This is a genomic window from Pontibacter liquoris (genome assembly GCF_022758235.1).
GTDB lineage: Bacteria > Bacteroidota > Bacteroidia > Cytophagales > Hymenobacteraceae > Pontibacter > Pontibacter liquoris.
In genome coordinates this window covers 94841-108092 of sequence record NZ_JALEBG010000001.1, presented here as the reverse complement: position 1 = coordinate 108092, position 13252 = coordinate 94841, and the positions used below count along the sequence as shown (strand labels likewise).

At 53.0% G+C, this 13252-nt stretch carries 13 protein-coding genes; 7 read left to right on the top strand and 6 right to left on the bottom strand.

The window, feature by feature from the left end:
* Positions 1–3: 3 nt before the first annotated feature.
* A complete protein-coding gene (locus tag LWL52_RS00435) occupies positions 4–519 on the top strand; it encodes an NADH-quinone oxidoreductase subunit J family protein (protein WP_242916155.1) in 516 nt (171 codons plus the stop codon).
* Between the two features lie 567 nt (positions 520–1086).
* On the opposite strand, the gene LWL52_RS00430 is transcribed toward LWL52_RS00435, so the two are convergent.
* Positions 1087–2103, bottom strand: coding sequence for a DUF6929 family protein (locus LWL52_RS00430; RefSeq protein WP_242916154.1), 1017 nt, complete (start codon positions 2101–2103; stop codon positions 1087–1089).
* Positions 2104–2199: 96 nt separating this feature from the next.
* Here LWL52_RS00430 and LWL52_RS00425 point away from each other — a divergent pair, with 96 nt between their 5' ends.
* The 6 genes from LWL52_RS00425 (at position 2200) to LWL52_RS00400 (ending at position 8106) form a co-directional block, all read left to right on the top strand.
* Entirely contained in the window at positions 2200–2346 is a 147-nt protein-coding gene (locus LWL52_RS00425; RefSeq protein ID WP_242916153.1) for a hypothetical protein, read from the top strand.
* 101 nt (positions 2347–2447) lie between these two features.
* Positions 2448–2777: an NADH-quinone oxidoreductase subunit NuoK gene (gene nuoK / locus LWL52_RS00420; RefSeq protein ID WP_242916152.1), complete on the top strand. Its 330-nt coding sequence runs from the start codon at positions 2448–2450 to the stop codon at positions 2775–2777.
* 46 nt (positions 2778–2823) lie between these two features.
* A complete protein-coding gene (nuoL, locus tag LWL52_RS00415; protein WP_242916151.1) occupies positions 2824–4782 on the top strand; it encodes an NADH-quinone oxidoreductase subunit L in 1959 nt (652 codons plus the stop codon).
* Between the two features lie 12 nt (positions 4783–4794).
* Positions 4795–6258, top strand: coding sequence for a complex I subunit 4 family protein (locus LWL52_RS00410; RefSeq protein WP_242916150.1), 1464 nt, complete (start codon positions 4795–4797; stop codon positions 6256–6258).
* Positions 6259–6294: 36 nt separating this feature from the next.
* Positions 6295–7680, top strand: coding sequence for an NADH-quinone oxidoreductase subunit N (locus LWL52_RS00405; RefSeq protein ID WP_242916149.1), 1386 nt, complete (start codon positions 6295–6297; stop codon positions 7678–7680).
* 228 nt (positions 7681–7908) lie between these two features.
* Positions 7909–8106, top strand: a complete 198-nt coding sequence (locus tag LWL52_RS00400) for a lipoprotein (RefSeq protein ID WP_242916148.1) — start codon at positions 7909–7911, stop codon at positions 8104–8106.
* Between the two features lie 87 nt (positions 8107–8193).
* Here LWL52_RS00400 and LWL52_RS00395 read toward each other — a convergent pair whose 3' ends face one another.
* The 5 genes from LWL52_RS00395 to LWL52_RS00375 all read right to left on the bottom strand — a co-directional run bounded on the left by LWL52_RS00395 (position 8194) and on the right by LWL52_RS00375 (position 13239).
* Complete coding sequence (locus LWL52_RS00395) at positions 8194–8994, bottom strand: NIPSNAP family protein (protein WP_242916147.1); 801 nt, start codon at positions 8992–8994, stop codon at positions 8194–8196.
* Between the two features lie 116 nt (positions 8995–9110).
* A complete protein-coding gene (locus LWL52_RS00390) occupies positions 9111–9884 on the bottom strand; it encodes a 3-keto-disaccharide hydrolase (RefSeq protein WP_242916146.1) in 774 nt (257 codons plus the stop codon).
* Between the two features lie 61 nt (positions 9885–9945).
* Positions 9946–10617, bottom strand: a complete 672-nt coding sequence (locus LWL52_RS00385; RefSeq protein WP_242916145.1) for a gluconate 2-dehydrogenase subunit 3 family protein — start codon at positions 10615–10617, stop codon at positions 9946–9948.
* Between the two features lie 17 nt (positions 10618–10634).
* On the bottom strand, positions 10635–12374 hold the full coding sequence (locus LWL52_RS00380) for a GMC oxidoreductase (RefSeq protein ID WP_242916144.1): 1740 nt from the start codon (positions 12372–12374) through the stop codon (positions 10635–10637).
* Between the two features lie 316 nt (positions 12375–12690).
* The gene (locus LWL52_RS00375; RefSeq protein ID WP_242916143.1) at positions 12691–13239 is read right to left on the bottom strand and encodes a GNAT family N-acetyltransferase; all 549 of its coding nucleotides are present in this window, start codon (positions 13237–13239) and stop codon (positions 12691–12693) included.
* Between the last annotated feature and the right edge of the window lie 13 nt (positions 13240–13252).

The following is a 13252-nucleotide window of genomic DNA, read 5'->3' as shown; positions in this document are numbered from 1 at the left end:
CTGATGGAGAGTCTTTTTTTCTTTCTTGCTTCCCTTACGCTGCTGTGCGCCCTGATGGTGGTAATTTCCAAAAACCCGGTGCATAGCGTGCTGTTCCTGATCATTACGTTCTTTACCATCTCGGGCCATTATATTCTGCTGAATGCGCAGTTCCTGGCGGCCGTGAACATCATCGTATATGCCGGCGCCATTATGGTGCTTTTCCTGTTCGTGATCATGTTCCTGAACATGAATAAGCATTCGGATACTGCTGTAAAAGCTTCTACGCTGAGCAAGTTTGCCGGTACTATTGCTGGTGGCCTGCTTTTCGTGGTGATGTTCGCAGCGTTAAAAGACACAACCGTAGCGGGCTACGATGCCGACACCTTTACCTCGCAGACAGGTATGGTGGAGAACCTGGGCGCCGTGCTGTTTACCCAATACCTGCTGCCTTTTGAGCTGGCCTCGGTGCTGTTCCTGGTAGCCATGGTGGGTGCCGTTATGCTGGGCAAGAGAGAAGTAGGCGAACGCCACTTCTAAAAACGAGCCGCTACAAAGAATCAATTTAGTTGATAGAACAAGGCACAAGCGGATGCTTGGTCAATATCATATAAAGTATAAAGCCGGCGCGGATGTGCCGGCTTTTTTGTTTCTGCCCTCGCTCGCCTCCGGCGAGTGTGAGCTATTCGGCGGCCTCCGGCCAATTTGATTTGTTTATGTCAGTACATGGCGGGACGCCACGAAATTTCGCACACTCGCCAGAGGCGAGCGAAGGCCATAGCGTTTAACAAAAAGTGTGGCTTACCTCCGTTCAAGCGAACACTTGAGCCAGGTGCAGTATTTGACGATTTTTTGTTTGAGCGTTCAGCGAGTGGGGGTAGGGGCCCTCGATTCAAAATCGTCTTGATTCTTTTGCTTACTTTTCTCTTATCGAGGGCCCCTACTCCCATCAAGGAGAAAAGGAAGGCCCCGCCGGCGAGGCGAAAAGCTTGCTCTTGCTTTGCAAATTGAAGTATAGAGGAGCCTCCGCAACTTGCCCACAAAATCCTTCTAGGATGACAAGGAAAGGATTAAGCCTTTCCGTTATTCCTTCTACTTTATTCATACTTATTCCTTCACTTTAGTCTTCGGTTGCAGCGTTACCTCCAGTAGTTCAGTGTGGCCCAGATCATCATCAGACACCAGCAGGGCTTTATAGCCGCCGTTCTCGTCTTTTTCCTGCACTACCACCGATTCTGCTTTGCCGGTATACAGCGAGCCGTCGGCATGGTGGAGCGGCAAGGCTGTAACCGAAAGGGGTTCGGTGGCATTGCCGGCTCTTCCTAAAGTATAAAGCGGGATAAAACCGATAAAACTGCCTAGCACGTCCCCGTCATCCACCGGGTTAAGCGACTGCTCAATAGAAGCGGAAAAGAACAGCTTGTCATCGTAGATACAGGCACCCGAAAAGCCGGCCTCATAAGGCCCTAGCTGCGGCAGACGGATGTAGAAGGTCGCTGCATCGGGCAACGCGCGCCCTTCCATCAGGTACTCGAGCAATTTTGTTTTGTCGAATCGGAAAATGGTGTTTACGCCAGGAGCCAGCCGGCGCTGCAAGAGGTAAAAATGCGCATCGTCGGCAGCCAGGCCTTCAATGTTGAGCACTTCGCTGCTATGGCGGGCCAGTATCTTTTGCAGGAAAGTATAAAAAGGACTGATATCCAGGGCCCGTACTTGCTCCGCCGGGGCAGATTGCTTTACGATAAACGCCTTGTTGCGCGTGGCCGCAGAACCCGACCCCAGCAGCAGCAGGTAATCGGCGTCTTTGTAGCGGAAGTGGGCCATACTTTCCAGGTCTGCCTTTTCCAGCTTGGGGATGCGGCCGCTGGCAAAGCTGGTCGTATCGAACAAGGCGGTTTTCTCCACAATCGTATAGCTGGCATCCAGCAAGTATAAATAAGGCGAGTCATCGCCCACCACATAAAAACCCGTTCCGGCTGCCTCGATGCCTGAACCGGAAGGCAGATCCTGGTAGAAGACCTTTTTCTGTATCACCGCTTCCATATCCTCCGCGGGGAGAGAAGAAACGGGCGTTGATTTTTGCTGGCAGCCTGCCAGCGAAGCCGCAGAGAAGAGTATAGCCATCGTTTTAAACAAGCGCATAGAAGTTCTTTAGAAGTATAAACCGTCATACGTAAAGTTTGGCGCGCCCGAACATGCCCCACCAACCCTGATGCTGCTGTGGCCGCCTGCACCGGAGATAGCGGCAAGCAGGCTGCAGGTGCGGCCGGACTGGATTTACTGCAGCTTAAAGCGGACTATTTCGGCATTGCCACTGCATTTGTCGAATTGTACCAAAACAAGCAGCCCGGTTATCGAAACAGCTAAGAAGAATAGGAAATATGTTATGGATTTTTAAAAAATGGGGATAACTTTGCGACTTGATTTTTGGATTGTTATAACTCCTAATACGTTCAGGCCCACTTACCATGAACCAGATACCTGATATTATCAGAACTATTCCGCTTAACTACTATTTATACTTCAGCACGGCCCTGTTTGCTATCGGGGTGATCGGCGTATTGACCCGCCGCAATGCGATCGTCATTTTTATGTGTGTGGAGCTGATGCTCAACGCCGTAAACCTGCTGCTTACCGCCATTGCCTCTTACCGCGCTGATTCCAGCGGACAGGTATTCGTTTTCTTTATCATGGCTGTGGCGGCCGCTGAAGTATGTGTGGGGCTGGCCATTATCGTGATGACCTACCGCAATACACGCTCCACTGACGTGCAGCTGCTGAACGAACTCAAATGGTAGTCCCTTTATTTTTCTCCCTGAATACCTTCTTAAACTCTAAAACCAGATGCAAGAGATAGTAATGCCCAGCATAAACCAGGACATGGCACTGCTCTGTTTGCTTATTCCGTTGCTGCCACTGCTTGGCTTTATCGTGAATGGGCTGGGCAACCGCAAAATTGCCAAAGGCCTGGTAGGACTGATTGGCTGCGCCACCGTGCTGGCCTCCTTCCTGATTTCCATCTACCTGTTCCTTGATTTCAAAGCCAATGGCAGCCAGCCTTATACCGTAGATTACTACAACTGGATCTCGGCGGGCACCCTGCATATCGGTTTCTCTTTCCTCATTGACCAGCTCACGCTGCTCATGCTGCTGATGGTGACAGGCATTGGTTTTCTGATCCACCTTTACTCGGCCGGCTACATGAGCCACGACGAAGGCTTCGGCAAGTTCTTCTCGTTCCTGAACCTGTTCATGTTCTCGATGCTGCTGCTGGTGATGGGCTCCAACTATGTAATGATGTTTGTGGGCTGGGAAGGCGTAGGCCTTTGCTCCTACCTGCTCATCGGCTTCTGGAACAAGAACACCAACTATAACAACGCCGCCAAGAAAGCCTTTATCATGAACCGTATCGGGGACCTGGGCTTTCTGCTGGGCATTTTCCTGATCTTTATTACGTTCGGCAGCGTGAGTTACCCGCAGGTGTTTGCCGAGGCCAGCAAAATGACCGGCCTGGACACACCCGTGATGATCGCCATTACTATGTTCCTCTTTATCGGGGCAATGGGTAAAAGCGCGCAGATCCCTTTGTTTACCTGGCTGCCTGATGCGATGGCGGGTCCTACGCCGGTTTCGGCCCTGATCCACGCTGCTACCATGGTAACGGCCGGTATCTACATGGTGATCCGCTCGAACGTGCTCTTTATACTTGCTCCTACCACCCTGGATGTGATCGCTATTATCGGTGCGGCTACCGCGCTTCTGGCTGCCACCATCGGCTTGGTGCAGAACGATATCAAAAAGGTGCTGGCTTATTCTACCGTATCGCAGCTAGGCTATATGTTTCTGGCGCTGGGTGTGATGGCCTTCTCTTCTTCGATGTTCCACGTGCTCACGCACGCATTCTTTAAAGCGCTGCTCTTCCTGGGTGCCGGTTCTGTGATCCACGCCATGAGCAACGAGCAGGACATGCGCCGCATGGGCGGTCTGCGCAAAGTACTTCCTATCACCTTTATCACCTTCCTGATCGGTACGCTGGCTATTTCCGGTATTCCGCCGTTTGCCGGTTTCTTCTCTAAAGACGAGTTGCTGGCCCACGTATTCGAGCACAACAAGGTGTTGTGGGGCATCGGGGTGCTGGCCTCCTTTATGACGGCCTTCTACATGTTCCGGGCCCTGTTCCTTACCTTCTTTGGCAAGTTCCGCGGCACAGCAGAGCAGAAACATCACCTGCACGAATCGCCTGCCGTGATGACCATTCCGTTGATCGTGCTGGCCATACTTGCTACCGTTGGTGGCTTCCTGGGCATTCCGGAGGTATTTGGTGCCAAGCACGTGTTGGGCGAGTACCTAGCACCGCTTTATACTTATGCGCGGGGCATTAACCCGGCAGCCTTCGAAACCGGCGCTATCTCACACGAACTGGAATTCATTCTGATGGCGGTTTCGGTGGGTGTAGCTGTGCTGGCCATTATCATTGCCTACTTTATGTACATCAAAAAAGAGGAAGTGCCCGCCGAAGAAGGTGCCCACCTGGCTCCTGTGCACAACCTGCTTTACAACAAATATTATATCGATGAACTGTACAACACGCTCATCGTGCGCCCGGTAATGTGGCTCTCCCATACTGTGTACCGCTTTGTGGACGTGGTGCTGGTAGATGGCCTTGTGAACGGCGTGGGTAAGTTTGTTATACTTAGCGGCCGCACGCTGCGCTACGCACAGAGCGGGGCCATCAGCTTTTACCTGCTGGTAATGGTGTGCAGCATCGCCCTGATTCTATTTTTAAACTTCTTTATCGGATAAGGTTCTTAGAAGATGATTACAGCTCTATTACTTTTCTGGCCTGCCCTGGCCGCACTGCTCGTGCTGCTGATAAAAGGACAAAGTGCCAAGAGAGTGGCTTTTATCGCAGCGCTCGTGGAATTTGCCCTGGCGCTTTTTGCTACCTCAACCTTTAACACCGAGAGTGGCAGCATTCAATATGCCCTGAATATTCCGTGGGTGCCCAGCGCCGGCATCGGCTTTATTATCGGCATCGATGGCATCAGCCTGCTGATGGTACTGCTGACCACGTTCCTGGTGCCGCTCATCATCCTGTCGTCTTTCAAGCACACGTATAAAAACCCGAACGTTTTCTACGCACTCATCCTGTTTATGCAAACGGGCCTGCTGGGCGTGTTTGTGGCCCTGGATGCGTTCCTATTTTACTTCTTCTGGGAGCTTGCCCTCATTCCGATCTACTTTATCTGCGCTATCTGGGGCGGGGCCAACCGGGTGCCGGTTACCTTTAAGTTCTTTGTGTACACCATCTTCGGCTCGCTGCTGATGCTGGCTGCTTTTGTATACTTATACTTCCAGACGGGTGCAACGGCAACCTCGCCGCACTCTGCCAGCCTGACCGCCTTTTATGATCTGGCCCTGAGCAGCAGCTCACAAAGCTGGATCTTCTGGTTCCTCTTCATTGCCTTTGCCATTAAAATGCCGGTGTTCCCGTTCCATACCTGGCAGCCCGATACCTACACCGAGTCGCCGACGCCAGGCACCATGCTACTGTCGGGCATTATGCTCAAAATGGGTATCTATGGTGTGCTGCGCTGGCTGTTGCCGGTGGTGCCGCTAGGCGTGAGCCAGTGGGACGAAGTGGTGCTGATCCTTTCTATCATCGGCATCGTGTACGCTTCCATCATTGCCATCCGCCAGCGCGACCTGAAGCGCCTGGTTGCTTACTCTTCCATCGCCCACGTAGGCCTTATCTCGGCAGGTATCTTTACCCTGAACGAGCAGGGGTTGCAGGGCGGCGTGATCCAGATGCTGAGCCACGGCGTGGTGGTTACCGGCCTGTTCTTTATCATCGACATCATCTATAACCGCACCCAAACCCGCGATATTACCAGCCTGGGTGGCATTACGCAAACCACGCCGGCGCTGTCGATCAATTTTATGGTGCTATTGCTGGCCTCTATCGCGCTGCCGCTCACCAGCGGTTTCGTGGGCGAGTTTCTGCTGCTGTCGGGTGTTTACCAGTTCAACGGCTGGATGGGCGCTATTGCCGGCCTTACCATTATACTGGGGGCGGTATACATGCTGCGCATGTTCCAGGGCGTGATGTTCGGCTCACGGTCCTCCCACACCGAGGTGTTCGCGGACCTGACCTTTAACGAGAAAGCCGTGCTGATTCCGCTGGTTGTAATGGTGTTCTGGATCGGTTTGTTCCCGAATACTTTTCTGACCTTTTCGGAGCCGGCTATACATGCGCTGCTGAACGTGATCAAACGCTAAGAATAAGAATAACGAGTTTTACAGGAATAAAACGACATGACTTCAATCATCCTTCTATCCGTTTTCGGCGTCATTAACCTCTTTGTTGGGTTTATGAAGTCTAAAAGGATACTGCTGCCCCTGGCACTGCTGTTTCTGGCGGTCGTGTTTGGCGCCAACCTGCTTCGCTGGAACGATGCGCAGAGCTACTTTAACCACATGCTCACCATCGATAACTATGCGGTGGCGTTTACCGGCATTATGGTGCTAACCACGTTGCTGCTGATCCCTTTCTCGCAACGTTATGTAGAAGAAGAAAACGAGAACCTGGCCGAGTTCTACTCGCTGCTGCTTTTCTCGCTGGTAGGCGCCGTGATGATGGTGAGCTACGAGAACCTGCTGATGCTGTTTGTGGGCATCGAGATCCTTTCTATTGCCATGTATGTGCTGGCCGGCAGCGATAAACAGCGCATCCGCTCGAACGAAGCGGCGCTGAAGTATTTTCTGATGGGCTCTTTCTTTACGGGCTTCCTGCTGTTTGGCATGGTGCTGATCTACGGCGCTACCGGTTCTTTTTACCTGACCGACATTGCCGCTGCAGCCGCCACAAACGATGGTACCATGACGGCCATGTTCACGCTGGGCTTGCTGCTCATCGTTATTGGTATCTCCTTTAAAATATCTGCTGCGCCGTTCCACTTCTGGGCACCCGATGTATACGAAGGCACCCCTACCCTTTTCACCGGGTTCATGTCTACGGTGGTGAAGATTGCCGGTGTGGCCGCTTTCTATAAACTGATGGCAGCGGCGTTTGCCGCATCGTATGCCGCCTGGTTCCCGACCCTGATCGCCATTACGGTGCTTACCCTGGTGGTGGGCAACATCGGCGCAGTGGTGCAGCACAACGCCAAGCGTATGCTGGCTTACTCCAGCGTATCGCATGCAGGTTACCTGCTGATGGCCCTGGTTGCCTTTAATGAGCGCTCAGACGCCTCCATTATGTTGTACGCGCTTTCTTACTCGCTGGCCACGGTGGCGGCTTTTGCCGTGCTCAAGTATGTAGCCGCCCAGCGCGAGGGCAACGAAACCTTTGAAGCCTTTAATGGCCTGGGCAAAACAAACCCGCTGCTGGCTTTTGCCATGACGGTTGCCATGTGCTCACTGGGCGGTATTCCGCTAACGGCCGGTTTCTTCGGCAAGCTGTTTATCTTCTCGGCCGTGGTGCAGGATGCCAGCCTGATGTGGCTGGTGGTAGTGGCAGTGCTGATGGCAGCAGTAGGTATTTACTATTACTTTAAAGTTGTGATCGCCATGTATATGCATCCGGCTGGTAATGTAGAGAAGATCCGCATGGGCAGCTTTGCTTCTTTTGTGCTGATCTTTATCACAGTGTTTACCATCTTGCTGGGCATAGCGCCTGCCCTGGTAAGCGACCTGCTGTAGGAAAATAACGTTATTTATAGTTAAAAAGCGGCTGCTCTGAAAAGGGCAGCCGCTTTTGTTTTTACCTGCTTTGATCGCCGCCGCAAGTGTAAGTATAAGTATAAGTATAAGTATAAGTATAAACAGCTCAGCAGGAGGCTTATTCCGTTCCAAAGCTTTCAAACCCACGCCCTTCTCCGGCGCTTTGCGTAAGTAGGGAGAACATCTAAAAGCAAGGAGGAACACACTATGAAGAATATACTGAGAGCAGCCCTGCTGGCCTTTATACTTACCACCGTTTCGGCCTGCGGTGAGCAGAACAAGAATGAAGATCAGGGTAATGGCACCACCGAGAAGCTCAACGACAGCACCACCATGCCTTCCGAAGCTGATACGACCGTAACCCTGGACCCTGATACGGCCACCGAGCACGACATGACTCTCTGATATTGTGCGGCAAAAAATGGCCTGCTCATACTTGTAAAGAAGTATAAGCAGGCCAGTGTGCTAAAGCGCCCAAATGGAGCGCATACGTTAGATCTGGGAGAAAGCAGTTGGTGTCAGGAAAGTGGACGTGATATGCGATACGATCTTTGCGTCGGCATACTCGGGGATGCTGCTGATCTTTTTCCACTCCGGATCACTGCCAAAAGTTTTCCAGCTGGCATCGTGCTTGGCCATATCCTCAAAAGTGATCATATACGTCAGGTTTGGGCGCTGCTCACCGATCAGGGTCTCACCGAAAAATACCGGCATCAGCCCCGTCCGCTTAAAAATGTCGATCTCGCCTTTGTTGAACATCTCGATCTTCTTTTTGCCGGCGCTCTCGCTGGCACTTTCATAGCGCCGCAGCTCAAACATTCTATCTTTCTTTTCAGGCACCGCCAGTGCCGGCATTTGGGCAAACGCTTTCATCAAAGAGCTTTCGATCCGCTCATAAGCTGGCGCTGTGGCAGGCGCCTGCAGGTAAGCGGATCCTGCTTTAAGGTAGGCCGCATCAGTCCCAAGCTTCTCCTGTATGGTGCCGAAATCAGCCAGCGACTTATACGGGATCAGAATATACAGCTTGGTGATGCCTTCGGGCTTCAGGTCGCGGAATACCCCGATGTTTTTGCTGCCTAGCCGGTTCAGCGCAGGAATGGCAGCCTGCTGGTAATAATTTTCGACCAGCTGCTGTTGGTCTTCGTTTTTCAGGGTATACACCCGAAGCTCGTAAAACTCCTGGCTGGCGCCTTTCTTTTCCGAAAATAGGCGGGATGCCCCGTTTACAGCCGGTGCAAACCCGGCCAGAGAACAGCTCACAAGCGAGGCTCTGACAAATGACCGTCTTTTCATATGTGGTGGTTAAGTATAACAGGGCGACCTAAACGCTCCCGCCGATGGCTTTTAGGTTAAAGAAAAAGGGCGCGTCCCCGGCCACAGCTGGCCCGGACGCGCCCGGCAGACAGCCTTTAGAGCGGTCTGATCCAGATATTGCGGAAGCTGATCGGCTCACTTTTATCTCCGTGCGCCTGCAGTTTGATGGGCGAAGCCCCATGCGCCTTTTTGTAGGAGGGCTTGCCGATATACTGCGTCGGGCCCAGCAGCTCTACGTTGTTCTCTACCAGCACCCCGTTAAAGAGCACCGTTACGCGCGCAGGCGTTTTCACGGAGCCATCTTCGTTAAAGGTAGGCGCTTTCCAGAACACGTCATAGCTTTGCCACTCGCCTGGTTTTTTGGCGGGGTTTGCCAGCGGAACAAACTGCTTGTAGATACTGCCGGCCATGCCGTTCACGTAGGTCTTGTTGTTATAGGCGTCCAGCACCTGCAACTCATAGCCATCATCGCCTTTACCGATAGAGGCCAGGAAGATGCCGCTATTGCCGCGGGCCTGTCCTTCGCCGGTGATATTGGCCGGAATGCGCCATTCGATGTGCAGCTGGTAATCATTAAAAGCGTCCTTCGTCTCAATGTTGCCGGTCTTTTTATTTACCGTCATCACCCCGTCAGCCACCGTCCACTGTGCCGGTTTGCTTCGGTCTTCGGTCATTACCCACTTGTCCAGGTTCTTGCCATCGAAGAGGATCACTGCATCGGAAGGGGCCGCGATCTGCACCTGTCCGGGCGTCACGACCTTGGGAGCGGGGTCCCATACTTCGGTGTCTTCGGGTTTTGCTTTTTGCTGTGCCTGTGCCATAAAAAAACTGCCTGCCAACAGGGCGGTCATCATTAGTTTGTGGGTCATGGTATGCTGCTTAGGTATACGTTTACTTAAATTCTGATTGCTTTTATACTTGCTTACCGGATTACGCTTCTTCTTCAAACTTCACACACTCCCGCAGCTCTTTTTCGGTATAGGCCACGTTATGCTGTTTCAGCACGTCGGCCGGCACACCTTTCCACTGATTAGGGCGGTTGCCTACATAGCCCACGTCCTTCACGCCTATTTCAGAAGTGAAAAAGCCTGTGGCAGTCAGGTTGCGCATCAGGTTAAAGAACGTAACGCCTTTTTTCATTTCCGGTTTTGCCCGCTCAGGGTAAGCAATGGCATCCACCAGGGCCAGTTGCTGCTGTTCGCTGCACTCCCGGAACGGTTTGTCGTGGCGATTCAGCGTTTGGATATCGAGCCATTTGAGGCCGCTACGCATGGGCGTCTGGTTCTCGGGCTTGTCTTTAACTATAAACTCGATAAAATCTGGCACGCCCGCATCAGAGGCACTGCCACTTACCTCGTCTTTCGGAATGATGATATCGGCCAGCACCGTGATGGTGGCCATTTCCTCCTTGGTAAAGAAGTTTTTGGAACGGATCTCTTTTAACCGCGCTACTTCTTCGGCCATACGGCCGGCATTGGAAGTAGACGCAGGGGCTTTCATCACCTCGGCGGTCTGCTTCTCTTTGGTATCGCAAGCTTCCAGTATGAATGCCGAGGAGACGGTTCCCAGCACAATGGCTTTGAGTGATTTTCTTCTGTCCATAAGCGTATGCGTTCTGCTTAGATGTTCTGCTTTTTCATTTGATCAATAATGTACTCGGATGCCCGCATAGACAAGGCCAGGATCGTCCAGGTGATGTTCTTATCGCCCTGCGACACGAACTGCCCTCCGTCTACGCAAAACAGCGTTTTGCAGTCGTGCGCCTGGCTCCATTTATTCAGGGCCGATTTTTTGGGATCATTGCCCATGCGTACGGTGCCTGCCTCATGTATGATCCTGCCGGGCGCCTGTAGCCCCCAGTTGTCATGCGGTCCCGAATCGCCTCCGTAGGTGATCACTGCGCCCATTTCGTGCATGATCTCCTTGAAGGTCTCGTTCATGTGCTTGGCCTGGTTTATCTCGTAGTCCGAGTACTTCACGTTGAAGCGCAACACCGGGATGCCATACATATCCACCACGTTGGGATCGATCTCGCAGTAATTATGTTCAAACGCGATGGCTTCGCCGCGGCCGGCCATTCCCACGCTGGCGCCATACATAAAACGATAATCGTCTTTAAGCGACTTGCCATAACCGCCGGCTTCTTTCGTTTTGCCGTGCATCTGCAGCTTGCCGTTCAGCCCCTCTACGCCCCAGCCAAAGCCATAGGCCGGCTGCTGCATGCCGCCCCAGTACTCGATGTGATAGCCCCGCGGGAAGTCGAGTTTTTTGTTGTCCAGCCACCAGGGGGTGTAGACGTGCATGCCGCCTACGCCGTCTTCGTTGTAGCGCTTGCGGCCCATCAGCTCAGGCAATACGCCGCTCACCCCGGCACCCGTAGAGTCGTGTAGGTATTTGCCCACCACGTCGCTGGAGTTGGCCAGGCCATTAGGGTGGCGCCGCGACACGGAATTGAGCAGAAGGCGTGCGCTCTCGCAGGCACTGGCAGCCAGAATCACCACTTTACCATTTACCTGATAATCCAGCATGTCCTCCTTGTTTACGAACGATACGCCGGTGGCCAGCCCTTCGGAATTGGTGATCACTTCGCGGGCCATGGCGTTCGGGATCACATCCACGTTGCCGGTGGCAATGGCAGGTTTTACAAGGCAGGAAGAAGACGAGAAGTCGGCGTATACTTTGCAGCTGCGCCCGCACTGCGCGCAGTAAAAGCACTGCCCGCGCTCTTCGTTTATTTTTTGGGTCAGAATAGATAAGCGCGACGGGATCACCGGAATGCCTATACCGTTAGCAGCCTTTTTGATCTTCAGTTCGTGCAGGCGCGGCAAGGGCGGCGGCAGAAAAATGCCATCGGGCTCGTTCTCCAGCCCCTCGTTGGTGCCAAACACGCCGATCAGCTTATCTACCTTATCATAGTAGGGCTTTACGTCGTCGTAGCCGATGGGCCAGTCTTCGCCCAGGCCGTCTATACTTTTATGCTTGAAATCTTTAGGCCCGAAACGGAGCGAGATACGCCCCCAGTGGTTGGTGCGGCCACCCAGCATGCGGGCACGCCACCAGTCCCAGTCGGTGCCTTCGGCCTTGGTGTAGGGTTCGCCGTCAATTTCCCATCCCCAGTAGCAGCCGTCAAAATCGCCGAAAGGGCGGAACTTGGTGCTGGCGCCTCTCCGCGGCGACTCCCAAGGGTTCTTTAATTGCGCTGAGTCAGTAGCAGGATCATACATGGGCCCGGCTTCGAGCAGGCATACTTTTAGGCCGGCATTTGCCAGCACATACGCTGCCATACCGCCCCCGGCACCGGAGCCAACAATCACAGCATCATATTTCTTAGGTTGTTTCTTAACTTGAAAATCGGCCATAAAGCGAATGCGAAATGAAGGGTTAAAAACAGGCAACGCACCAACAGCAGCGGGAGGCCTATTTTATACATGGCATGCACCTCCCGTAGCAAGATACTGTTTGCTCCCCCTATGATACACATTTACCCTGGCAAGTGCAAAATCTTGCTTAAAATTACCCGCAAAGAGCCACCCGACTGGAAGCAGGTTACAGCCCCATGGCGCCAATTTCACAACCTCCGCAAACGAAAAGGCCTGCTCCCAAGAGGGCAGCAGGCCTTGTAAAGTATAACTTGTAAAGTATAATAGAACGAAAGTATATTGGTAGCCTTTGCAGCTACAGGCTCAGGGTCATGACTACGTTGTCGCTCCGGTTGCCTTCCCCATCGCTGAAGCCGTTGGTTTGCCGGTTGGCTACCTCAAAGCCCTGTTTGCGGTAGAGCTTCATAGCGCCGGTGTTGGCCCCCACTACCTGGAGGCAAAGCACCTGTAACTGGTGGTTGGCCCGGGCCCAGTCTACTACTGCTTTGAGCAGAATAGAGCCCAGCCCTTTGTTGCGGTAAGCCTGCAGCATGCCCATACTTATCAGGCCGGTAGGGTTCTCGCCCGGTTCGTCGCTGCCTGTCAGATCAATGTTGCCAATCAGGCGGCCCTCGTGCAGCGCCAGCAGCAGCAGGCTGTTCTGACTATCGCGCAGGCTCTTGATCCAGCGGGCCTCATCGGCAACGGTCTGGGCCAGCTCCTCCGGCGAGACGATCAGGAACTTGCTTGTCAGCACATACTCCCGCACCATGTCCAGCAGCGCCCCGGAATCAGGTATACTTCCTTCGCGGATTAGGATCTCCTCCCCCGTCTTCAGCGTATACGTCTGTTCGGCTATCTTCATGAAAGCGGTATTT